The sequence below is a fragment of the Flavobacterium procerum genome, from assembly GCF_042431625.1.
GTDB classification, from domain to species: domain Bacteria; phylum Bacteroidota; class Bacteroidia; order Flavobacteriales; family Flavobacteriaceae; genus Flavobacterium; species Flavobacterium procerum.
Window position 1 is genome coordinate 630,671 of sequence record NZ_JBHLYW010000022.1, and the last position, 24,322, is coordinate 654,992.

Sequence of the window (24,322 nt, forward strand, 5' to 3'; positions counted from 1 at the left end):
CCCCTTAAGAGTTGAATTGCTTAAGGGGTTTTGTTTTTTACTAATATACCAGAAATTCTAACTATTTAAAAATTCAGAAGTTTTGTAAATCATTTTTCCTTTAAAGAATACCCCTTCTCTTTTTGGAAGGCGGGCAACAGCTTCGGGAGAACAGCTTGCTTTTACCAAAATAAAATCGGCATCGTCTCCAGATACAGGCCACACGCGGGTTCCTGAATCGTTTAGCGGCAAAACCTCATCTTTAGTTGCAATATGTAAAGCACGACTTAAACTAAATTCATCTGTCCAACCATAAAGCTGTGCACATATTTTTGCTTTTTCAAGCATATCGCAGGTTCCAAAAGGTTGCCAATGATCAACAATACTGTCTGTTCCAGTCATCAGTTTTACGCCGTATTTTTTCAAAGCCGGAATGGGCATTATAGTTTTCCCAAACGGAATAGTTGAAATTACGCCAATTCCTAAATTTCCCATTTGTTCGGCAATCTTTTCCATGTCTTTTGCATCCATTCTTGCCAAAGCAAAACCATGACTGATATAGGTTTTTCCTTGAAGCTCTTTATTTTCTTCGGTTCGTTTTATGATATACTCGATTGCGGCTTTACCAGATGGAGGCGATTCGTGCAAGTGAATATCAATACCTTTTTTATTATCGAGTGCAATCTGAAACATTGTATCGAGTGACTTTTCCAAATTACCATCTACATTCGTAGGATCTAGACCTCCAATAAAATCAACTCCCATTTTAGCGGCTTCACGCAACAAAGGTTCTGATTGAGAATATAAGATTCCGTGTTGTGGAAAAGCAACGATTTCCCATCCAAAACTATCTTTATTGTTTTCTAAAGCGGTCAATAGATGCTCCAAACTTTTTAATCCGCTAACTGGATCGATATTACATTGGCATCTGGCAAAATAACTTCCTTTACTCTGCATGAGCTTGATAGCTTCTTCGGCTTTACGTTGTGAATTGGGCAACAACTGCGGAATGAGTTTTTGTTCCAGCGTAATCATATCTTTTACTGTATATCCTTTTCTTGGTGCAGCGTTCCAAGTACCACCATAATACGTTTTATCGATATGAATGTGCATATCCCGTAAACCCGGAAGCATCAAAAGTCCTTTCGCATCTATTGTTTTTAGTTTTAAATCTGATTTTCCAGAAATAATATTTTTAATTTTTCCGTTAGAAATATGCAAACTATACAAAGATGTTTTTGTTGCGATAACTTCATTTTTTTCGTTGTGTTCAAAACCGTCTTCCAATCGTACATTACTTAAAATGTAATCGCCTAAAATTTTGTCTTCTTCAACAGTAGGCAAAACTTGCGAAGCTGCATTTGCTCCAATTCCAGAAAACAATGCAGCGCCTGTTGCGGCAACTCCTAATCCTAAAAATTTCTTTCTGCTTATTAGATTTTCTTCCATATCGTAATTTTACATTTCAATTTTGCTTCAAATTAATCCTGAAGTTATTGTGATACAAAAATCGTTTACAATCTGAAAACAGAATGGTAATATTACGGATAAGGATGGTAAAATTTATAACTTTCCTTAAAATCTCCAGGAGTTTTTCCGACGTACTTTTTAAACACTTTATTGAAATAGGTATTGTCATTAAAGCCCAGCTGATAAGCTATTTCCTTTATAGATAAATCGGTACTGGTAAGAAGTCGTTTTGCTTCGAGTATGGTTCTTTCTTTTATAACATCGCTTGCAGGAGTTTTTAAATAGCGCTGCGAAAGAATATTGAGATAATTAGGCGTAATGTTTAATTTCTCTGCATAAAAATGTACTGAAGCTTCTTCATTAAAATGACGATCTATGAGAGCATTAAAGTTTTTAATGATTTTTTCTGATTTAGTTGAAGAATCATGTTCTGGAAACTGAATCAAATACTCTCTCTGCAATAATTTTAATAGCAAATGCAAATGAAGTAATGTGATTTCTTTGGCAAGCTGTTCTTTATCTGATATAATCAGTTCAATTTCATGAAGATGCTTTTTGAATTCCTGAAATCTATTTTCGGTTAGAGTTAAACAAGAAGGAACACTTTGTTCAAAATATAAAAAAGCAGTTAAACCTGAAAATACATGAATAATTTCAGGCGAAAGCATAAGCTGAAAACCTGTTGTATCTTCGTTAAGCATCCAATTATGTACTTGCCCAGGTCTTACAAAATAAACTTGATTATCGCGAACTTCATATTGTGTAAAATCAATATTATGAATTCCAGAACCTTTTTCAACAAAGAAAACCAGAAAAAAATCATGTTTATGAGGCTGTTCAAATGTATTTCGTCCCTTAACACTATGACGAAATAAAGTGATACCTAAAGTTTCTTCTCCAAGTATATTGCCAACAGATAAAACAGGAATCGAATCTTTATTCAAAGAAATTGATTTTTAGCTAAGGTACTAAGTTTTTTTTCAAAGCGCAAAGATTCTAAGATGCTGAGTAACTTAGAAGCTTAGAATCTTAGAAAAACCTTACTTCCCAGCTATCTTCTGCAGATGCTCTGGATATCTTGATCCTTCAATTTTTATTTTTGAAGCTGCAATTTCAATTTCTCTTAGGTCTTCTGCAGAAAGTTTTAAATCTATTGCAACCAGATTTTCTTCTAAACGGTGCAATTTGGTTGTTCCCGGAATTGGCACAATCCAAGGTTTTTGAGCCAAAATCCATGCAAGAGCTATTTGTGCGTTTGTTGCGCCTTTTTCAGCCGCGATTTTTGAAAGTAAATCGACCAATGCTTGATTTACTTTTCTGGCTTCTGGTGTGAAACGAGGCAAACTATTTCTAAAATCGGTGCTGTCAAACTGTGTATTTTCATCAATTTTAGCAGTTAGAAAACCTCTCCCCAACGGACTAAAAGGTACAAAACCAATTCCTAGTTCTTCTAAAACAAGAAAAATATCTTCTTCAGGAGTTCTCCACCAAAGTGAATATTCGCTTTGCAATGCAGTAACAGGCTGTACCGCATGCGCTCGGCGAATACTTTCTACACCCGCTTCTGAAAGCCCAAAATGTTTAACCTTTCCTTCCTGAATCAAATCTTTGATAGTTCCTGCAACGTCTTCCATTGGCACATTCGGATCCACACGATGCTGATAATACAAATCGATTACATCTGTATTTAGTCTTTTTAATGAACCTTCAATACTTTTACGAATCCATTCTGGACGGCTGTCTAATCCTTTTTTAGAATCGCCTTCCAAAAAACCGAATTTCGTCGCAATGACAACTTTATCACGAAACGGAGCTAAAGCTTCTCCTAAAAGTTCTTCGTTCAAAAATGGTCCGTAACATTCAGCAGTATCAAAAAAAGTAATTCCTTTTTCATAAGCCGAACGAAGCAGATTAATCATTTCGTTTTTGTCATGAGCAGGTCCGTAACCAAAACTCATTCCCATACAGCCAAGTCCCAATGCAGAGACTTCTAAGCCGCTATTTCCTAGTTTACGTGTTTGCATTTTTTTCTTTTTTAGGTACAAAGGTTCAAAGGGACAGAGATGCAAAGGTTTCTTAGTAAAAACCTCTGCAAGTTTAAATCCCTGTCACATTAAACCTAGTTTTAAATTCTTTTTTATTAGTTTGACAAAAGCTCAAAAATTTCTTAAAGAAAAGCCTCTGAACCTTTGTAACTTTGTCACTTTGAACCTATTTCAAAGACTCCATATCAATTACAAAACGATATTTGACATCGCCTTTTAACAATCTTTCATAGGCATCATTTACATCATTAACGCCAATTACTTCTACATCTGATGTAATGTTGTGTTCGGCACAGAAATCTAGCATTTCTTGAGTTTCTGCTATTCCTCCAATTAGCGAGCCAGAGAAACTTCTTCTTCCTAAAATCAAGCTGAAAGAAGTTACAGGAAGCGGATCCATCGGTGCACCAACCAACGTAAGTGTTCCATCAACTTTTAATAAATTTAAATAAGCATCGATGTTATGTTCTGCAGAAACACAGTCTAAAATAAAGTTTAAGCTTCTCGCATGCTGTGCCATTTGTGTTGCGTCTGTAGACAATACAACCTCATCTGCTCCAAGACGTTTTGCATCATCAGTTTTAGATAATGAAGTTGTAAAAACCACAACATGAGCTCCCATAGCTTTTGCTATTTTGATTCCCATGTGTCCAAGACCTCCAATCCCAACGATTCCTACTTTTTGACCAGGACCTACTTTCCAGTGTTTTAATGGCGAATAAGTGGTGATTCCGGCACATAATAATGGCGCTACAGCAGCAAGATTTAACTTATCCGAAATGTGTAGAACAAAGCTTTCGTCAACTGTAATACTTTGAGAATAACCTCCGTACGTTTGTCCTCCTAAATGTTTGTCTGGCGAATTGAATGTTTGAATGTTTCCTTCGTCGCAGAACTGTTCTTGATCATTTTTGCAATGTTCACATTCTCTGCAAGAATCAACCATGCAACCTACTCCTGCCAGATCGCCAACTTTAAAACCCTTTACATGTTCTCCGACTTTTGTAATACGACCTACAATTTCGTGTCCGGGAACAATCGGATAAATTGTTCCATGCCATTCATTTCGGGCTGTATGCAAGTCTGAGTGACAGATTCCGCAGTATAAAATTTCGATTTCAACATCGTGTGCTTGTACTGCTCTTCTTTTAATATCTAAGGTTTGTAAGGGTGCTTCGGCTGCTTCTGTACCAAAGGCTTTAATACTTTTTGTTTCCATTTTTTTATAATTTGTTTCGTTTTTTTGTTTCAGGTTTCAAGTTTCAAGTTTCAAGTTTCAGGTTTCAGGTTCAACCTCTAAGAGCGCTAAAGAGAACAAACTTAGAAACTTAGTATCTCAGAATCTTAGTAACTTAAAAGATAATACTCTCCGTCGGTTACGGGTTCCATCCAAACACCGTGGCCTTTATCCACTTCTGTAATGATGGCTACATAAGAGAATTTATCAAACGGAGTGGCACCATACCAATGTTCTACATCTGGTAAAATGGTTACTACTTCGTCTTTTTTAAGCATTCTTACTGCGCTTCCTCTTTCTTGGTAATAACCACTTCCTTCTTTCGCAATCAGCATGTGCAGACCTGCATTACTATGCCAATTACTTCTTGCGCAAGGCTCAAAAGTAACTTCCTTTACAACAGTGTTTTCCGGATGAATATCACTGGTTTGTTTTTTATAGGAAACGTCACCCGTCATATAGACATTCGGGACTTTTCCTTCTTCGATAACGGCTGAATAATTTGTTGACATAAATTTACTTATTTTTTGAGTTTGATTTTATTTTAAACTATATATTATTCATTACCAAAAAGTTAAGAATAACCCGTCATTCCTTTTTTTGTGTTTGAGGTAATGTATAAATTCACTGTTTGGTTAATTTTTCCTTCCAGTTGGTGTAAAATATTCTAAAAGCGCTACATGTCGTTTTAGAAAATAGAATTGTTAATTCATTTCAGATTTTGTCATAATGTTTCGGTTTTAGGAATTATCAGAATCAGGAAACTAAATTTTGGAAAGCTAGAAGACGCTTTATGAAGTATCGCTTAGTGTGTTAAGACTGATAAATAATTAATACTGTAATTTTCTAAGGCAAAATTAGAGCAACACTGCTTTTAGAAAATAACAATATTCAAACAAAAAATTATGAAATTGAAACAATTTACATGCGAAGTGATTTCGGAACTGTTCCTGTAAGTCTTTTAAAGTAATTATTGAAATAACTCGGATATTCAAATCCAAGTGAATAACCAATGTCTGAAATACTCCAGTCTGTATGCTGTAATAATGCTTTGGCTTCGTTTATAATTCGGTCTGTAATGTGAGCCGTTGTTGGTCTTCCTGTAACTTCTTTTACAGAACGGTTTAAATGATTAACGTGAACAGCTAGACTTTGCGCATAATCCTGCGGTGTCTTTAATGTCAAAGGCTCATTTTTGGTTTCTATCGGAAACTGTCTTTCTAATAACTCTAGGAATAAAGCGGTAATTCTGGACGAAGCATTTTTATGTTTGAAAAAATTCTCTGAAGGCTGCATCTTCATCGATTCATGAATAATCAAGTTGACATAACTACGCATTAAATCGTCTTTAAAAACATAATCCGTTTCATATTCCTGAATCATTTTCTGGAATAACGAATCTATAAAAACCTTTTGCTCAGTGTTTAAAGAAAATATCGGCGTTCCTCCAATTTTAAACAAAGGTGATTCCTGCAAGGTTTCAGAACGATCTTTTGCTTTTAGGAATTCTTCTGTAAAGACACAGGCATAACCTTCATAATTCTCCGAAAGTGTTTCCCAAGAATAGGGAATTATCGGATTACCAAAAAACAAGATGCTTCCGTCGGTTTCTATGCCGCGGTCGGCGTATTGTATAAGGCTTTTGCTGGTATTGATGCAGATTTTATAAAAGTCTCTTCGGCTATAAACGGGAACTTTACTAAAATCTCCATTTATAGGATACACTTTAAATCCCTTCATTTTTAAATCTGAAGTAAAATCGCAATTCTGAGTTTCTATCTGATTATTCATTTTGCAAAGTTATGAAAATCAAACAATATTATTTTGGTTTTTTTTTGTTTCAGGTCTCAGGTTTAACCGCAAGGAGCGCTAAGATTTACGCAAGGCTCGCAAGACTTTTTATGCGAAAGAAATAATCTCGCAAAGTCACAGAGTCGCAAAGTTTTTTTTCACGCAGATTTTGCAGATTTAGGCAGATTTGTAAAGATTTTTATTTTATAATAATTTAAATCGAAAAAATAATCTGCTTAAATCTGCAAAATCTGCGTGAAACTATTTTAAACTCAAAGTTGTCATTTTTAATCCTTTCGCGGAAGCAGATAAAACAACTTCTTTGGTATTATCTTCTTTTTGGATAATGATTTGGGCATAACCGTTAAAAAGCTTTCTTTTGCAAGGTTCTGCTGGAGTTATAACCTGAATGATTCCAGGATTGGTATTCATGACATCCCAATCTTTTATTTTTTGTAAAGGAGTTGCTGCGATATGAATTGTGTTTTTTCCTTGTTTTAAGATATTCGAATTCAGAATATATTTTTGGGCATCGTCAGTGCTGGCTTCCACTTTATTTCCATTAATAAAAACTACTGTTTCTACTCCTATTTTTTTATAAAAGAAACTTACCTTATTTGTTAATGCATTGTTCTTTAACTCAAATTCACCTTTATAAATATAAGATGGTGCTTGTTTTTTATAATCACGATCTTTAAAAGCTTCTGTCCATTCATTCTCTTCAAAATTAGATAATTGTTGCGACAAAACAGCATTGGCCATTTTCTGTTCCTTAAGATTAGCTATAGCAACAAGACTTATGTCATCAATAAACTGATCACTCTCTAACGATGTTGGATCACCATTTCCTACTCCTAAGATTTTTCCACCCTTTATAGAAAATGTGATTTCATCATTTGCTGTCGGAACATTAAGACCATTTTTGTCAGTCGCTTCAACAGTTACAACAGCAACATTTCCTTTCAAAACATTCTCTTTATCCAGCTTCAATTTAATGTTTTCTGCTTTTCCTGTTGTTCTCTGAACAGCTGTCAAAACTTTTTTGCCATTTTTATAGCCAATCGCTTCGAGAGTTCCTGGACTATATGAAACCTTCCACTCTAAATGGCTGTTGATTTCCATTTTCTTTTTTCCTAAACTTTTTTTGTTTAGAAAAAGTTCTACCTCATCGCAGTTAGAATAAGCCCAAACCGTAATTTCTTTGCCTTCCATTCCACTCCAGTTCCAATGCGGCAATAGGTGCAAAACAGGTTCTTTTCCCCACCAAGATTTGAGATAAAAGACATTGTCTTTTGGAAAACCGCAAACATCCATCATGCCAAAATACGAAGTTACCGAAGGCCAGCCATAAGGCGTTGGCTCTCCGCGATAATCAAAACCAGTCCAAATGAACATTCCGGCCAGATAAGGACGTTTCGCATAAAATTTCCAGCCTTCTTCAATACTATAAAAAGTAGGGCGAGGTTTCTTATCGTATGCACTTTGGTAATGTTTGGCGTCATCCGTAAAATAAATACCGCGAGTTGCAAATGTCGAACCTTCTTCGGTTCCCATTCCCGGCTGTTTCTTAAATTCGTTTCTATGAGCATCAATATCTCCATTTCCGAGATAATTATACCCCATAATTTCTACTACTGAAGAAATACCGCTTTTAAACCCGCTGCTGATGCCAACCGTAACGGGTCTTGTCGGATCGATAGTTTTGGCGAAATCCTGCATGACATTAGTGATTCTTTCACCAACAATATTGCCTTCAATATTCCACTCTTCATTTCCAACCGACCAGCAGAAAATACTAGGATGGTTTCGGTCTCTTTTCATCATTCGTTCCAAATCATTCAAATGATAATCGTTGATTCCCATCAAACGGGTTTCATCGATTACCAGCATTCCCAATTCATCACAGGCTTTCAATAATTCAGGCGTTGGCGGATGATGCGAACATCGATAAGCATTCGAACCCATTTCTTTCAGTTTTTTAATTCTATAATACTGAATCTCATCTGGTAACGCAGTTCCAATTCCTGCATGATCCTGATGATTATTAGTTCCTTTGAGCTTTATAGATTTTCCATTCAAAAAGAAACCTTTTTCAGAATCAAACTTAATTGTTCTGATTCCGAAAGAAGTTTTATAACTGTCAATTATTTTTCCTTCTTTTTTTATTTCAGTAATTAATTGATATAAATTCGGCAAATCAATATCCCACAAAAGCGGATTTTCGATACGCAATTTTGAACTGTAATCAATAGTTTTATAGAATTCAGGGGCTAATATATTTTCAGAAGAAATGGCAACCTGCTTATTCTGAGCATCTAAAATCTTCTGAACAACATCAATCGAACCTTTAAATTTTCCCTTATTTTTAATCGTTATAGCTGCCGTAATCGTTGCATCATTATTTATCAATTCAGAAGTAACAAACGTGCCGTTTTGATCTACATGAATTGGATTCGTTTTCTTTAAATACACATGTCTGTAGATTCCAGCACCCTCATAAAACCAGCCTTCCTCCATTGAGGCATCAGCGCGAACAACAATCGTATTTTCTCCGCCATAATTCACATAAGCCGTAACATCGTACTCAAATGCGTTATATCCGCTTTCTGTTGTTCCGAGGTAATAACCATTAAAAAATACTTTTGAATTTCTGAAAACACCATCAAATTGAATTGATATGATTTTCCCCAAATCACTTTCTGGAACATTGATTTTCTTTCTGTACCAGCCGATGCTTTTTTCAGGATAATTTTTACCTGCAGCCTTAAATCCGTGGCTAAAACTACCACTTTCACCAAAAGGCTGTTCAACCGCCCAATCATGAGGAAGATCAAGTTTTCGCCAAGCGCGGTCATCAAAATCTTTTGCAGCCGGGCCGTCGCCAAAACCTGTTTTTGTTAAATAGGAAAAATAACCCGTGGCATGTCCGAAATCTTTTTGAGTATCGTATAAATGACCAAACGAAAAACGCCAATCTTTATCAATCAAAATCAATTCTCTATCTGATTTGTTTTGAGCAAAAGACAAGTCGGACAATACAATAAAAAGCAGTAAAAAGGTTCTAGAAAATAGTATTTTCATAAAAAGCGGTTAGTCGGTTAGAATAGTATAGAAATATAAAATTAAGCTTTATAACCGTTTTAAATTAATAGTATTTTATCAAAACGTTCACAATTACTCCATTTTGCTGAGCAAAAATGAGAAGCGAAAATTTAGAATCATTCTATTGGCTATACTTTTCAAAATAATTTTCTTTTGGTGTAATTTTATATAAAAATTTAAAAAGCAGAGAGTAATTATGAGTGTTATTAAAGATGAAAAAAAGCTTCTTAGCACCATTAAACGAATCGATGAAAAAATCGATAAGAATAATGATCAAAAGATAGTTGCCTTTTTTGATTCTCTTGGATTAACAGAAAGAGAGGATGTTCCCAAGAATTTTCTGGACTGGGACACAATCCTTATTGTCGTTCCCGATCGTCACATTTCGCATGAACTAAAATACTACAAATTCTCTATATCGCGACTTTTTTTCGTAACCAATCCGTATGCTGAAAAAATTAATATTTATGATTTTGATGAATGGAAAAACGTTACGCGAAATAAAACGCAATTTCAGATTAGAGAAATGATGAAAACGAATTTTGGCGGTGTTAGAAAAGAGAACACAGAAAACGAGTAACTAAATTGCAACAAAAGCTTAAAGCCCATTTCTTTATTGAATTGGGCTTTTTTTTTGTACTTCACCAATCCAATTCTCTCTTTAAATCACTCTTTAGAACGTGATTTTAAAAATGACAAAACGCAAAAAAAAAGAGAAAGTTCACAAAGTTGCCTATTAATCAACCTTGTGAACTTTATTCTGTTTTATGAAAATATAAGATCTAACTTCTTTTGATAAGTTCTTTGACTCTGCCAAAGACAAATTTTGCCTCTTCATCTAAAACGATCATCTCAAAATCTTGAGTTCCCTCTTTAAAATGACCTTCTTTTTTAGTATCAGAATATATTTTTTCAAAAAACTGATCACGCTTTTTCAGCCATTCTACTTGTTCTTTTTTGAGTTTAGACTGCTCTTTTGAACTTATTTTTGATTTAAGATTGTTGTACGCCACATTTAGCAAACTATCTGATTGATTGTAATATTTAAGAGAACATCCTCTCATGTCAATTCCTTTATCCAAACATTTCTGGTAGTTCGACTTTAATTTATAAACGGTTTCCAATGTTTGCGAATTAGATTTCAATGAAATCAATACCAATAATACTAAAAGTGCTTTTTGAATCATAATATCATAATTTAATTTAGCGTATTTTCTTTAACAACTAAAAAATAGCTTAAAATTTCACTTGCTCCAGAAACAGATTTATTGAACTAACAACTCATTAATTTTATCTTCCAAAGCTTTTCCGTGAATGTTCTTTGCAATAATAATTCCATTTTTATCTATCAGGAAATTTAGCGGAACCGACTGCAGCTTATAATCGTTTACCACAGGAGATTTCCAGTATTTAAAATCACTAACGTTTATCCAAGGTAGTTTTCCCTTTGCAATTGCAGCAGTCCACAATGGCTTTTTTGTATCCATAGAAACACCATAAATTGATAATTTATCAGGATAAGCATTATGCAATTTCACTAATAATGGCTGTTCTTTGATGCACGGACCGCACCATGATGCCCAAAAATCGATTAAAACGAGTGAACCACGTAAAGAAGAAAGCACTACATTTTCTCCCTTTGCATCCGGAAGTTCTATTTCTGGAGCAATGTCTCCAATCTCTGAACCCACAACTTGCGCATTTGATGCAGTTATTACACAACATAAGAATCCAAAAATGAGTAAAGTTTTTTTCATAATTTAAGTTTAATTTGATAAATGGGGCTTTTTTTAAATCTCGTCTTAGCAAGACTATCTGTCATTTTGAGATTATTTCTAAAAGCAAATATAAATTTTCTTTGTGAAAACTCTAAATCACTGCAATCTTTTCTCTTCCCATCATAAAATTATCCTAAATAAATTTCGTTTAATTGGTATATCGGGAAAAGTCGATATATTTGCATCATGGAAACGATAGAAATTTTTAAAGCTTTATCCAACAAGTCCAGACTACAAATGCTGGAATGGCTAAAAGAACCCGAAATTAACTTTCCGGGCCAGCTGGAGCATGCTGGATTTGAACACGGAGTATGTGTGGGTCAGATTCAGGCCAAGGCTGGTCTAACACAATCGACAGTATCCGAATACCTGTCTATTTTGCAGCGCGCCGGTTTTATAGAAGCCAAACGTGTTGGACAATGGACCTATTATAAACGTAACGAAGGTGCCTTTGAAGCACTTAGTAAATTAATTCAATCTAATTTGTAAAATTACTATGAGTACAAACAACCTGTTTTCTGAATTTAACCTAAAATCGTTAAAACTGAAAAACCGAATCGTAATGGCGCCAATGACGCGCTCTTTTTCTCCTAACGGAGTTCCAACTGATGAAGTAGCAGCTTATTACCAAAAAAGAGCTGAAGGCGAAGTTGGATTAATTTTGTCTGAAGGAACTGTTATTGACAGAAAATCATCTTCTAATGATGCTAATGTACCTCATTTTCATGGAGATTTAGCTTTAAATGGATGGAAAAAAGTGATTGATGAAGTTCATGCTGTAAACGGAAAAATGGGACCGCAAATCTGGCATATGGGAATCATGGACAATCATCATTCTGGATGGGTTCCTCCTGTTCCATTTGAAGGTCCGTCTGGATTAAATCGTCCTGACTTTAGAAACGGAATCGCCATGTCTGAAAGAGATATTGAAGATACTATTTTGGCTTTTGGAAAAGCTGCCGCTGATGCTAAAAAACTGGGTTTTGATACTCTTGAAATTCATGGTGCACACGGTTACTTAATTGACCAATTCTTTAGAGCCGAAACAAACTTGCGTGAAGATATTTATGGCGGAAAAACACTTCCAGAACGCAATCGTTTTGCTATTGAAGTAATCAAAGAAGTTAGAAAACAGGTTGGGAATGATTTTGCTGTAATTATGCGTTTTTCTCAATTCAAACCTTCTGATTACAATTATAAACTGGCTAAAAATCCGCAGGAATTAGAAGCTTGGCTTACACCTCTTGTAGATGCCGGAGTTGATATTATACACGCTTCTCAACGCAGATTCTGGGAACCAGAGTTTGAAGGTTCTGATTTAAACTTTGCTGGATGGGCTAAAAAAGTGACGGGAGCTCCAACTATTACTGTAGGTTCTGTTGGGCTTTCTGGTGATTTCTTCGGTGCTTTTGCTGGAGAAAGTTCACAGCCAACTTCTTTAGAAGAACTAAACAGACGTTTCGAGAGAGGCGATTTTGACTTGGTTGCCGTTGGAAGACCTCTTTTATCTGATCCAAATTGGGTGGCAAAAATCAAAGCTGGAAAAACAGATCAATTGAAAGGTTTCAGCAAAGAAGCGTTAGCACAATTGGTTTTAGAATAATTTTTTTTTAAGATGCAAAGTTACAAAGGTTCAAAGGGACAAAGTTTTTTCCTCTGAACCTTTGTTGTTTGCTACAATACTCAAATCTGTGTAAATCTGCTTTAATCTGTATATATCTGCGTGAAAAAATCAATACGCAAAAGTATTTAACGCAGATTTTAAAAGGATTTCAGCAAAGAAGCTTTAAGCAGAATTGGTTTTAGAATATTTTTTTTTAAGATGCAAAGGTTCAAAGGGACAAAGTTTTTCCTTTGAACCTTTTTTATTTTTTTTTAAATTCAAATCTGTGTAAATCTGCTTTAATTTGTATATATCTGCGTGAAAAAATCGTTGCGCAAAAGTATTTCACGCAGATTTTAAAAGGATTTCAGCAGATTAAATTAGATTTTATTATTTATCTTTGCACTCGATATGAAATTCTTGAACAGCATATTACGTCTTCCATTTTTCAGCACTTATTATTATGCAATAATATCTGCTCGGATAGGCTATGCATATAATTCAACGTATTCACAACTGTAAATTAGATAGATAAATTATATAAACCTAAAAGCCCGGGCATTGCGTCCGGGCTTTTTTATTTTCAAAAAAATGGAAACAATTCAAAAACTAAAAGAAAATGCCGCCATCTTTCTTCCTGAAAATGGTTTGGAAGAAAAAATCAAACTGGCTGAAACAGAAAACAGAAAATTAATCATCAAACTAGGTTTTGATCCGACTGCTCCAGATCTGCATTTGGGACATGCAGTTGTTCTCAAAAAATTGAAACAATTTCAGGATCTTGGACATCAGATTGTGATTCTTGTTGGAAGTTTCACCGCCAGAATTGGTGATCCAACGGGGAAAAACAAAAGTCGAAAACCGCTCAGCACTCAAGAAGTACAACACAATGCTGCAACATACATTTCGCAATTATCTAAAATTATCGATGTTGAAAAAGCTCAAATTGCATTCAACTCAGAATGGCTCGACGAACTTTCTTTTGCAGAAGTGATTCAGATTATGTCGAATGTGACAGTAGCGCAACTAATGCATAGAAATGATTTCAATAAACGTTTTTCCGAAAATACACCAATTGCAATGCACGAACTGGTTTACCCAATTTTGCAAGGCTTTGATTCAGTTAAAATCAATGCCGATATCGAAATGGGCGGTACAGACCAATTATTCAATTGTACAATGGGAAGACAATTGCAGGAAAATTTCAAAATGCCAGCACAGATTGTAATGTGTATGCCTTTATTGAAAGGCTTGGATGGAAAAGAAAAAATGAGCAAATCGCTTCACAACACAATCGGATTGATTGATGAGCCAAATGAAATGTTCGGTAAAACGATGTCGATTCCCGATAATCTTATTCTAGAATTTATAGACTTAACAACTGATTTTTCATTCGAAGAAAAACAAGAAATCAAAAAAAGGCTCGAAAATGAAAACCCGATGAACATCAAAAAAATGATTGCTAAAAATATCATCACGCAATACCATGATGCAAACAAAGCAGATGAAGCAGAAAATTTCTTCATCAATCAATTTCAAAACAAAAAATTAGAAGCAAAGACATTTGTTCCGATTTTGATTTCATCTCTAAAAAGTGAGTCAGATGAAATTGTATTACTGGATGTTTGTACATTAATTAAAAATGACATTACAAAATCGGCTAACAGAAGATTGATTGAAAGTGGAGCAGTTCAGATAAACAATTTGAAAATTACAAATCCGTACGAATCTATTTCTTTACAAAAAGGAACGAAAATAAAAATTGGAAAGCGAAATTTTTATGAATTGATATGAAACTAAACGGAACAGCATTTCGATGCTGTTCTTTTCTTTTTAATCTTCATCATCGTCATAATTAGTATCATCAAATTCAAAAAAATCCTTCGGATTAAAGGGAATATCTGCATCCGGATCTTTATCGTGTGCAGTAACTCCTGGAGGATTAAACAATCCCCAACTGTCTTTAATATAATTCCACTGATCAAATCCTGCAACCCAATCTATAAAAAGAAGACGAAACTCTTCGATTGTATTTCGCAGCAATTCAATGTAATCTTTATCTCTGATTCCATCTTCAAAACGAAGGCTTCCAGCCTGAACATACAATTCTCTAGCCGCTTTGCGAATGATTGCAGCATTTTCCATCCTTAGATCGTATAAATCACCACCTTCTGCCCCTGCAATCTTTACAGGAATTGTCATGGAATTCTCAAGCATAAATTTAACCACAGTTTCCTGAAGATATTCATTTTCAAGTGGCACAATTTGCACGAGTCCCTGTGTCAGCTGAAAAATCTGTTCTGCCTTGATGTATATCGGCATTTTGTGGGTTTCATCAATCGGTGACATTTCTTATGTATTTTAGAATCAAATCTAATTAAAAAAGGGATAAAACAAAAATGTTTCATCCCCTTCTGCATTTGTAACTAACAAAAAATTACAAACTCTAAAAAAAAATTATACTGCTTTTTTCTTCTGAAATTTATTCTGAAGCCAATTGCGAACTGGTTCATCATATAATTTCAAACACAAATAAGCAAGCAGAATACTTGTAAACAGAAGAGCAATTCCTAGCGGATAGCCTTGCTTCAATGAAATTTTATTGTCTACCACCCATGCCGTGTACCAATAAATCAGCGGATAATGGGTAATGTAAATTGGATATGAAATGTCTCCCAAAAGCTTGCATATCTTTTTCGAAAATTCGCTTTTAATCTGCCCGCCAGCGCCAATTGCTACAATAAGTGGAAACACCAAAATAATACAGAATGATTCGTATAAACCATTAATCCAAAGACTGTTTTCATCTCCAAATCTTGGCAACGCTAAAACAATGGTGATTAAAATACTGCAAATCCAGAAAGCATTTTTTACATGAATCAACTTTCCTAAACGACATAATAAAACTCCAGCAAAAAATGGATACAATAATCTTGTAAAGCCAATATTCATTTGTTCCAAATTCAAAGACCAACCGCCAATTACATCTCCTTTAGGCCCAAAAATGGTATAATTAATTAACAGTCCGGCAAATATCACCACAAAAACAGCTAATACTTTATTCGAAAACCTGCGGAAAAACAAGGCGTACAAAATGTTTGCAATATATTCGAAGAAAAGTGACCATGCCGGACCATCTAAAGGATGCATTTCTCCCCAACCTCTAATTTCCATTGAAGGGGGAATCGGCAATAGCGTAAAACCAATGATCATGGTTAAAATGACTTTCCATACTTCCATTCCTGCAATCCTCGGAAACAATATATCTGATGCCTGAAAATAATAAAATAGAGCACCAATGATCATTCCCATTATTACCATTGGTTGCAAACGGATTAAACGTCGTTTGTAGAATTCCCATTGTGTCATATTTCCCCAACGGTCATCATAGGCATACGCTACAACAAATCCTGATAAGAGAAAAAAGAAATCTACTGCCAGATATCCGTGATTGATGATTTGTACAAAACGGTTTCCGCCTCCGTGTGCTTCAAAAATGTGAAAAGCCACGACTAAAATAGCCGCTACGCCACGCAGGCCGTCTAAAATTTCGTAATGTTTTTTTGGTGTAATATCAGATGAAATTGAATTCATTTATATTTAGTTTTGGTTAAGTTTTTTAGTTAGTAATTATTTTGGAATTTAAAAATTGAAATTTAACTTCCCTATTGATGATTCTTAAGCCACTCAAGCCTTCTTTGATCCGGCAGGTGCTTTACGGTGAAGTTTTCAAATTTCGCTTCAAAACCTTTTCCGTCAGGCGAAGCAGCCATTAAACCAACCATTACCGGTTTATTATCTTCTAAAGGCGCGTTTCTAGTCATAATGTAGCTTTTATCATCTAAAGAATAAAATACCTCAACAGCATCTAATCTTCTCACAACTTTTATCCAAATAAACGGTGGTGCTTTTTCTAAAGTTGTCACGCTCCAATCACTTTTATCGTGGGTAACCACTGTGCTTACATTGAATTTTCCGTCAACAAACTCCACTCCAGTTTTAATATAGTTTCTTTCATCAATACGAATCATGAGCCCCATTTGGTCAAAACGAGCTATGTAATTTCCGGTCAATTTTACTTTTGCTTCAAACTCGCCTCCATAATTGGCATAATAAAATGGCGCGTCGTCTACTGTAAAACCGTAATGCGAAATTCGCCAGTAATCACTGTTGGCAGTCACATTCATAATCAGAGCATTGTTTTTAATCTCCCATTTTTCCGGCTCGTTAAACCATTGCATTTTATTTAAGCTTTGCGCTGAAAGGTTTTGGATCAAAAATAAAGCAAAAACTGCAAGTGTAATTTTTTTCATGTCATTTTTATTTTTTTAACCATTAAGATAGTAAGAAAATTAAGCTAGACTTTAATATTACTGTTTATATTTAAGAAAATAAAGCGCTCCTTTATGTTTCTTAATTTCTTAATGGTAAATTAATCTGCAAAAAGCTATTTTTATGTTTCTTAATGTCTTAATGGTAAAATTAAAACTAAAGCAAAGCTGCAAATTTTTTACACTTGCAGCTTTACAACCAACCAAATTTAGAAATAATGAAATTATTGAAGTGAGAATCCCACTTTAGATTTTATATCTGTAGAAGATGCTCCGATAACTGCTTCAAAAGCTCCCAGTTCGGCAACCCAGTCGTGTTTTTTATCGTCGAAGAAACTTAAAGCCGTTTTATCGATTGTAAACGTAACTGTTTTTTCTTCTCCAGCTTTAAGAGCCACTTTTTCAAAACCTTTTAATTCTTTTATCGGACGAGGCAACGAAGATTTTAAATCGCTGATATAAAGTTGAACTACTTCTGATCCGTCACGGCTTCCTGTATTTTTTACTGAAACAGAGAACGTAATTTTATCTCCAGCGCTCATTTGTTTCTTATCAGCTGTTACTTTTCCGTAAGCAAAAGTAGTATAGCTTAATCCGTGACCGAAAGAGAACAATGGCTTGATTTTGTTTTTGTCTGCCCAACGGTATCCAACAAAAATTCCTTCGTTGTATTTTACATCATCACCGCCTGGAAATTCTCCTAAAGCGTGAGCTCCATTATCGGCTAATTTTACAGGGAAAGTAAAAGAAAGTTTTCCTGACGGATTTACATCACCTACTAAAACATTTGCTAAAGCATTTCCTGCTTCAGTTCCTAAGAACCATCCTTGGATCACTCCTGGAACTTCTTTAATCCAAGGCATTGCAACTGCATTTCCAGAAATATTTACAAAAACAATGTTTTTATTTACTTTCGCCAATTCGCTGATTAATTTATCTTGACCGTAAGGTAATTCTAAATGTTTACGGTCATGTCCTTCGTCATCCTGATTTTCACTTTTGTTCAAGCCTCCAATAAAAAGAACAATATCCGCATCTTTAGCAATTTTTAAAGCTTCTGCCGTTAATTCAGCTTGCGGACGTTTTTCTTCCAAACTCACTTTGGCTACTACTCCATTATAATTACTCGTCGGATCTCCTACATAACCTCTTGCATATACAATCTCGGCTTGATTTCCGATTCTCTTCTTCAATCCTTCAAGAGGCGTAATTTCGTATCTTGCTTTCAGAGAAGAACTTCCTCCTCCAACAGTCATCATTTTAATTGCATTTTCTCCAATTACAGCAATCTTTTTAGTTTTAGAAAGATTGATTGGCAGAATATTGTTGTTGTTTTGCAATAGCACAATTCCCTCTTCGGCAATTTTACGACCTGCATCAGCGTGTTCTTGAGTTCCAAAAGAACCAAAAGGACGATTTCTGTCCATTGTAGTCAAGAAAGATAAACGAAGAATACGGCGTACTTTTTCGTCCAATTCTTTTGTTCCAATTTCGCCCTTTCTGATCATTTCAGAATATGGTTTTGCTAAATAATAATTGTCATACGCATTGCTTGTTCCCCAAGAAAGGCCGTTTGTCCAAGAGCCAAATTCCATATCCAATCCATTGTGGATTGCTTGTTTGGTATCGTTTACACCGCCCCAATCTGAAACTACAACTCCTTTGAAACCCCATTCTCCGCGAAGAATATCGTTTAACAAATATTCGTTGTGGCAGCATTGCTGTCCTTTGTATTTATTGTATGAACCCATAATCGACCAAACATCACCTTCCTGAACCGCCGCTTTAAAAGCTGGAAGATAAATTTCGTACAATGCACGATCGTCTACGATTACGTTTACAGAATTACGATTTGTTTCCTGATTATTTAATGCAAAATGTTTTACACAGGCTGCAACTCCATTTGCTTGTACGCCTTTAATGTAAGGAACAACCATTTTTGAAGCCAAGAACGGATCTTCTCCCATATACTCGAAATTACGCCCGTTTAATGGACTTCTATATATGTTAACTCCTGGGCCTAATAGTACATTTTTATTACGGTAACGCGCTTCTTCTCCGATAGATTTACCATATAATGAAGACAATTCTTTATTCCATGTTGAAGAAAGTGCGGTCAAAGCCGGAAATGCAATACAAGAGTCGTTTGTCCATCCTGCTTGATCCCACTCGTCCCATTTTACTTCGGTACGAATTCCGTGAGGCCCATCGGTCATCCAGTTTTCTGGAATTCCCAGACGTTTTACACCAGGTGAACTAAATTTAGACTGCGCATGAATCATGGCAATTTTCTCCTCGGTTGTCATTCGCTTCAGCGCATCTTCTACACGCTCATTAATTGGCTTTTTATCATCAAGATAAACCGGAACTTTATTTTGTGCATTCAATCCGAATGAACTCAATAAAACTAAAACAACGATTGTTTTAACGTTTTTAAACATAACTATTGTAATTTATTTAAGCTTTAAATATGTAAAAAAGTACTAGTGGTCATTTGTACCTTTATCATAATGTAAAACTAAAACGTTATCGGACACGTTACATTTTTAAACGCAAAAAAGTAGTAATTTAAAAAATCAAAACATTGATTTTCAATTTAATAAATAAAAAAAAGTACTAAAAAAAGTAGTGCTTTTAAAATTTTATTTAAGTTTTCAATACCATTAAGCCTATTTTCATGACTCTTTCTTCGAAATCATTTCGCGAAACAGCAGCCTTATTCCTTCCTCTTGTCCGATAATTGTAAATGGTGCTTAAAGAATAACGAAGAAATGCCGCTATCTTGACACTGTCAGTAATTCCGAGTCTGATTAAAGCAAAAATTCGAAGTTCCGTATTGAGCAATTCTCCTTGTTTTAAAACTATCTGTTCTTCTGGAATCAAAAGGGCATTAAAGTCTTTCACGAAAGTCGGATAAAGATTCAAAAAGATAATATCGAAGTTTTTGTAAAGTTCTTCAAGTTCGTTATCTACCAAAGTCGTTGACTTTAAGATTTTATAAATCTCATCAAACTGTTTGGCCGTTGCTTTTTTATTCAAAACAATACGATAGTTCTCCAGTTTGTTAATATATGTTGAACAAAGACTGAAAAAATGCGCAATGTATTCTTCCTTAACATGATTAGATTCAGACAATTGTGAGTTGGTTTCCTGAAGCTGTTCGTTGGTTTCGGTAATGTCTTTGTTTAATTCTGCTAATTTCTGACTGGTTTCGTACAATTCCGTACGAATTCGCGAAACCTTTTTCATTTGTTTGTAAACGTAGATTACGGCAGCAACCAAAAAAACAGACAGCAAACTGATGCATAATAAATAAAGCTGTAATTCGGTTTTGCGTTTTGCTTCTTTTTCGAGATAAACTGTGTTGATGATCGAATATACTTCTGACATTAATAAGGTTCGAAACTGTACATTGCAATACAAAGCATCTTCAATCGCCGACTGCGTCAATTTATAAGCCATATCGACATCGCCAATTTCGTAAAAAACCAAAGCGAGTTCCTGAAGAGAAGCATTGTCTTTATTAGCATTTTTAAGATCTGATGTAGCAGAAAGCGCATAATATCTCTTTCTAAGTTCGAGATTATTAGTCGATTCATAAATTTTACCGAGCAAATACGTAATCATCGCATACTGCGGATTATCGTCTTTTGTAACTGCCAATAAATCTTGTAACTGCTTCTGCGTGTTATTATATTTTTTATGAAAGATATCCTGCTGAATGCGGTTTATCTTATAATCAAATGATTTCGGATTCAGAATTACAAGCAGAGAATCTCTGTATTTTATGATTTGTTGGCGGTATTCTTCATTATAACTATTCGCCGCATAATGTTCGAAAAATTCTCGATAGGATACATAATATGTAGGCAATAAATCTGTAGAAAGCCTTTTTTTATTGATGCTTTTCAGAATGGCTTCTGATTCTCGGTATTTTCCTGAAGAGGAAAAAAGTGTTACCAATTGAAGCTGCGCCAAATTAAAAAGATTTTTATTCTGAAGCTGTTCGGCTATTTTGATGTTCTTTTTTACATATCGAATTGCCGAATCAGAATTGAATTTCTGATATTCTAAGTATAGCGTTTTATTGTAATTATATTCCTGTTCTGCTGTCAGATTTTCAGATTTTATTTTTTTGAAGTTTAAAATCCGTTCTTCTTTAAGCCTGACGTAATGTTGTTTGTTTTTAATCGCATTGTTTAATTTCGTCAAAATAACATCCTCGCTATCCAATGCAAAAGCCGGAGAGCTGAACAAAACTGCTAATACAAACAATAAATATTTTTTCAATCTAAGAGTATAAAAAGAGTCACAAATATAGTAAAGTACGAATACATGTAGTGTTCGTCGAATAAAACCAAAACTTTTTAGCCAATATTTTTAAAACATATAAGTGATATAGGAAATTTTAAGTTTTGGATTTGTGTAAGCTAATTACCAAGCTTAAGTTTTAAATGAACTTATATCACTTATATGGTTTATAAAAAAAGTTAAACTGCAATAGGCGCTGCTAGACAGCTTTCTGGAATATCAAAAGCATCTACAAGTGCGACCGCATCTGGGCGAATATCCCAACACAACTGGTTGACCATTTTTCGAATCGCTTTTGTTTTTACGGCTTCCATATAACCATCTTCCAAATACCATGCTTTATTTTTTTCTAACTGTGAAAGCGCAAACAACTGATAAAGTTTGGTTAAGATTTGTTTTGAATTTTCATCCTCAATCACTTTCAAAGCTTCCTGAAACTGCTCTAAAACAATACGCTCCAAATAAGCTTGGGCAACATCAATCATTTGATGCTGTACGACATTGAAAGCATCATAAGCCTCTAAACCGCCATCAACCAATTTCTTGATACGTCTCGCTGCAGAAGCCAATATTGTTTTTTCTCTATGCACGAATGCCTGCAAATGAAATTCGACATCCAGCAAATGTTCGTCTTCTGTTCTTCTGGTTGCGATTGGATTTTTTTCCGCAAGAGCCGTTTTGGCATTTTCATATACATAATTGATGATGCCTAAAGAGCCCATTTCTCCAAACGATTTTCTGAATTCAGACAAACGATTTTTAGCTACCAATTGCATTAATACCGTATTATCTCCTTCAAATGTGGTATAAATTTCGGTATCATTTTTCAAGGCATCAATACGGTTTTCAGACAAATAACCTTTTCCGCCACAAGCTTCACGGCATTCCTGCAAAATATCTCTTGTGCTCCAGGTCGAGTACGATTTCATTCCGGCTGCCAAAGCTTCGATTTCTTGCATTTCGGCTTCGGTTCTACCCAAAAACCTTTTAGTTAAATATTGAAGAGCAAAATGTACCGCATAGGTTTTCGCCAAATGAGGCAACAATCTGCGCTGGTGCATTCTATAATTTAAAATCGGCACTTCTGATCCGCCTTCTGGTCCGAATTGCCTTCTTTGATCACTGTAGCGAATGGCAATTGTCAATCCTGATTTAGCTGCAGCTAATGCCGAACGCGGAATTCCGATTCTACCTCCCACCAAAGTTCCTAACATAGTAAAAAATCGTCTGTTATCACTCGGAATCGGACTTTCGAATTCCCCTTTATCATTAACAGAAGCAAAGCGATCTAGCATATTTTCTTTCGGAATCACAACATTATCAAAACTGATAGTTCCGTTATCAACACCGTTTAATCCCATTTTATGACCACAATCGCCGATTGTAACTCCATTTACAATATTTCCGTTTGAATCTCGTAATGGAACCACAAAAGCATTTACGCCATAATCATGATTGTCAATAATTAATTTAGCAAAAACAGTCGCCATTTGTCCGTGAACCGCCGCATTTCCGATATATTCTTTCTGGGCATTTTTATAAGGCGTATGAATAGTAAAAGTCTTATCATTATGATTGTACGTTGCCGTAGTTTCCAAACCTTTTACGTTTGATCCGTGATGCGTTTCGGTCATCGCAAAACAACCCGGAAGCTTTAACGAGCCAATATCTTTTAAATATTTAGCATAATGTTTTTCTGTTCCTAAAGATTGTACACTCATTCCCCAAAGTCCGAATTGCACACCGAATTTTATCACTAAACTCAAATCGTGATAACTCAACGTTTCCATAATCGCAAAATAATCGGCTATGTTTTCTCCTCCACCATATTGTTTTGGATACGCCATATTTCCTAAATTTTCATCGGCAAGGATTTTGCACCATTTGTAAACCGTTTGGCGAAAAACATTAATATCGGTAGACGTCTCATAAGCAAATTCAGGTCTTGAAATGACTGATTTTACTTTTTTTATGATTGGTGCTTCTTTGCCATCCAGAAATTCGGTAATTTTTTTTATGTCAAAATTTTCAGATGTCTGAGAATTTGACGTAAAAGAACCGTCTTTTGTTTTGAAATTCTGCAAAGCTTCCTCACCTAAGATTCCAAGATCGTTTTCAAGTTTTTTAAAATCAGATTCTATTGGCGTTAAATCTAAATCATTTCCTGATAGCGCTTTTGCGATATCAAAAATCGATTTTATTGATGATTTATCCAGAATGCTTTTTTCGATATCTGTTTTCCATTGTGTGAGTTCATTTCGCGAAGGCGGGTTTGAAATATCAACTTTTGAAAGAAGAAATTCTTTTTCGTCTGAAGACAGCGCTGCAAGTGAATTTATGAATTCTTTTAAAGTCGAAAATTCTTTCTGAGTCAAAAGATCATCAGACCACACTAAGTAAAATAATGGAATAAAAGCTTGTAGTTTATTGTTTTTCATAGGAATATATTAAGATTCGGTTTGTATTCTTTTTTTAGCCACAGATTTCACAGATTAAAATGATTTTTTTTTCGCCACGAATTCCACTAATTCTCACAAATTTTAATTTCTATTCTTTAAAAAAAGGAATTCGTGGAATTCGTGGCAACAATTTTTAACACAAAGAATGTAATCATTTTAATCTGTGAAATCTGTGGCAAAACATTTTTTTCAGTTTATCGCATAAAAAAACAGGAA

19 protein-coding genes are annotated in these 24,322 nt (G+C 34.9%); 4 read left to right on the forward strand and 15 right to left on the reverse strand.

What is annotated here, in order from left to right; genetic code table 11:
• Positions 1-57: 57 nt before the first annotated feature.
• The 7 genes from ACFFLS_RS22110 to galA all read right to left on the reverse strand — a co-directional run bounded on the left by ACFFLS_RS22110 (position 58) and on the right by galA (position 9,603).
• Complete coding sequence (locus ACFFLS_RS22110; RefSeq protein ID WP_379687527.1) at positions 58-1,428, reverse strand: amidohydrolase; 1,371 nt, start codon at positions 1,426-1,428, stop codon at positions 58-60.
• A gap of 92 nt (positions 1,429-1,520) precedes the next feature.
• Entirely contained in the window at positions 1,521-2,393 is an 873-nt protein-coding gene (locus ACFFLS_RS22115; protein ID WP_379687529.1) for a helix-turn-helix domain-containing protein, read from the reverse strand.
• A 96-nt stretch (positions 2,394-2,489) separates the two neighbouring features.
• Positions 2,490-3,473 carry an aldo/keto reductase gene (locus ACFFLS_RS22120; RefSeq protein ID WP_379687531.1) on the reverse strand — a complete coding sequence of 328 codons (984 nt, stop codon included), beginning with the start codon at positions 3,471-3,473 and terminating at the stop codon, positions 2,490-2,492.
• 187 nt (positions 3,474-3,660) lie between these two features.
• The gene (locus tag ACFFLS_RS22125) at positions 3,661-4,713 is read right to left on the reverse strand and encodes an NAD(P)-dependent alcohol dehydrogenase (protein ID WP_379687533.1); all 1,053 of its coding nucleotides are present in this window, start codon (positions 4,711-4,713) and stop codon (positions 3,661-3,663) included.
• A gap of 125 nt (positions 4,714-4,838) precedes the next feature.
• The gene (locus ACFFLS_RS22130; RefSeq protein ID WP_379687534.1) at positions 4,839-5,243 is read right to left on the reverse strand and encodes a cupin domain-containing protein; all 405 of its coding nucleotides are present in this window, start codon (positions 5,241-5,243) and stop codon (positions 4,839-4,841) included.
• Positions 5,244-5,652: 409 nt separating this feature from the next.
• Positions 5,653-6,522, reverse strand: coding sequence for a helix-turn-helix domain-containing protein (locus ACFFLS_RS22135; protein ID WP_379687535.1), 870 nt, complete (start codon positions 6,520-6,522; stop codon positions 5,653-5,655).
• Positions 6,523-6,783: 261 nt separating this feature from the next.
• Entirely contained in the window at positions 6,784-9,603 is a 2,820-nt protein-coding gene (gene galA / locus ACFFLS_RS22140; RefSeq protein WP_379687537.1) for a beta-galactosidase GalA, read from the reverse strand.
• Positions 9,604-9,820: 217 nt separating this feature from the next.
• Between galA and ACFFLS_RS22145 the strand changes: the two genes are divergently transcribed.
• A complete protein-coding gene (locus ACFFLS_RS22145; protein ID WP_379687538.1) occupies positions 9,821-10,204 on the forward strand; it encodes a hypothetical protein in 384 nt (127 codons plus the stop codon).
• A gap of 202 nt (positions 10,205-10,406) precedes the next feature.
• On the opposite strand, the gene ACFFLS_RS22150 is transcribed toward ACFFLS_RS22145, so the two are convergent.
• Positions 10,407-10,811: a lysozyme inhibitor LprI family protein gene (locus ACFFLS_RS22150; protein WP_379687539.1), complete on the reverse strand. Its 405-nt coding sequence runs from the start codon at positions 10,809-10,811 to the stop codon at positions 10,407-10,409.
• A gap of 78 nt (positions 10,812-10,889) precedes the next feature.
• Positions 10,890-11,381 (reverse strand): TlpA family protein disulfide reductase, encoded by a 492-nt coding sequence (locus ACFFLS_RS22155; RefSeq protein ID WP_379687541.1) that lies wholly within the window; start codon positions 11,379-11,381, stop codon positions 10,890-10,892.
• 207 nt (positions 11,382-11,588) lie between these two features.
• Between ACFFLS_RS22155 and ACFFLS_RS22160 the strand changes: the two genes are divergently transcribed.
• The 3 genes from ACFFLS_RS22160 to tyrS all read left to right on the forward strand — a co-directional run bounded on the left by ACFFLS_RS22160 (position 11,589) and on the right by tyrS (position 14,799).
• Positions 11,589-11,891, forward strand: a complete 303-nt coding sequence (locus tag ACFFLS_RS22160) for an ArsR/SmtB family transcription factor (RefSeq protein WP_091496855.1) — start codon at positions 11,589-11,591, stop codon at positions 11,889-11,891.
• Between the two features lie 7 nt (positions 11,892-11,898).
• Positions 11,899-13,005: an NADH:flavin oxidoreductase gene (locus ACFFLS_RS22165; RefSeq protein ID WP_379687542.1), complete on the forward strand. Its 1,107-nt coding sequence runs from the start codon at positions 11,899-11,901 to the stop codon at positions 13,003-13,005.
• A 591-nt stretch (positions 13,006-13,596) separates the two neighbouring features.
• Complete coding sequence (tyrS, locus tag ACFFLS_RS22170; protein WP_379687543.1) at positions 13,597-14,799, forward strand: tyrosine--tRNA ligase; 1,203 nt, start codon at positions 13,597-13,599, stop codon at positions 14,797-14,799.
• Between the two features lie 39 nt (positions 14,800-14,838).
• On the opposite strand, the gene ACFFLS_RS22175 is transcribed toward tyrS, so the two are convergent.
• The 6 genes from ACFFLS_RS22175 to ACFFLS_RS22200 form a co-directional block, all read right to left on the reverse strand.
• Entirely contained in the window at positions 14,839-15,354 is a 516-nt protein-coding gene (locus tag ACFFLS_RS22175; RefSeq protein WP_379687545.1) for a hypothetical protein, read from the reverse strand.
• A 108-nt stretch (positions 15,355-15,462) separates the two neighbouring features.
• Positions 15,463-16,599, reverse strand: coding sequence for an acyltransferase family protein (locus ACFFLS_RS22180; RefSeq protein WP_379687546.1), 1,137 nt, complete (start codon positions 16,597-16,599; stop codon positions 15,463-15,465).
• Between the two features lie 71 nt (positions 16,600-16,670).
• A complete protein-coding gene (locus ACFFLS_RS22185) occupies positions 16,671-17,318 on the reverse strand; it encodes a DUF1349 domain-containing protein (RefSeq protein WP_379687548.1) in 648 nt (215 codons plus the stop codon).
• Positions 17,319-17,560: 242 nt separating this feature from the next.
• Positions 17,561-19,777 (reverse strand): glycoside hydrolase family 3 C-terminal domain-containing protein, encoded by a 2,217-nt coding sequence (locus ACFFLS_RS22190; RefSeq protein WP_379687550.1) that lies wholly within the window; start codon positions 19,775-19,777, stop codon positions 17,561-17,563.
• A gap of 205 nt (positions 19,778-19,982) precedes the next feature.
• Entirely contained in the window at positions 19,983-21,626 is a 1,644-nt protein-coding gene (gene susR / locus ACFFLS_RS22195) for a SusR family glycan utilization regulator (RefSeq protein ID WP_379687551.1), read from the reverse strand.
• Between the two features lie 200 nt (positions 21,627-21,826).
• Entirely contained in the window at positions 21,827-24,085 is a 2,259-nt protein-coding gene (locus ACFFLS_RS22200; RefSeq protein ID WP_379687553.1) for an acyl-CoA dehydrogenase family protein, read from the reverse strand.
• Between the last annotated feature and the right edge of the window lie 237 nt (positions 24,086-24,322).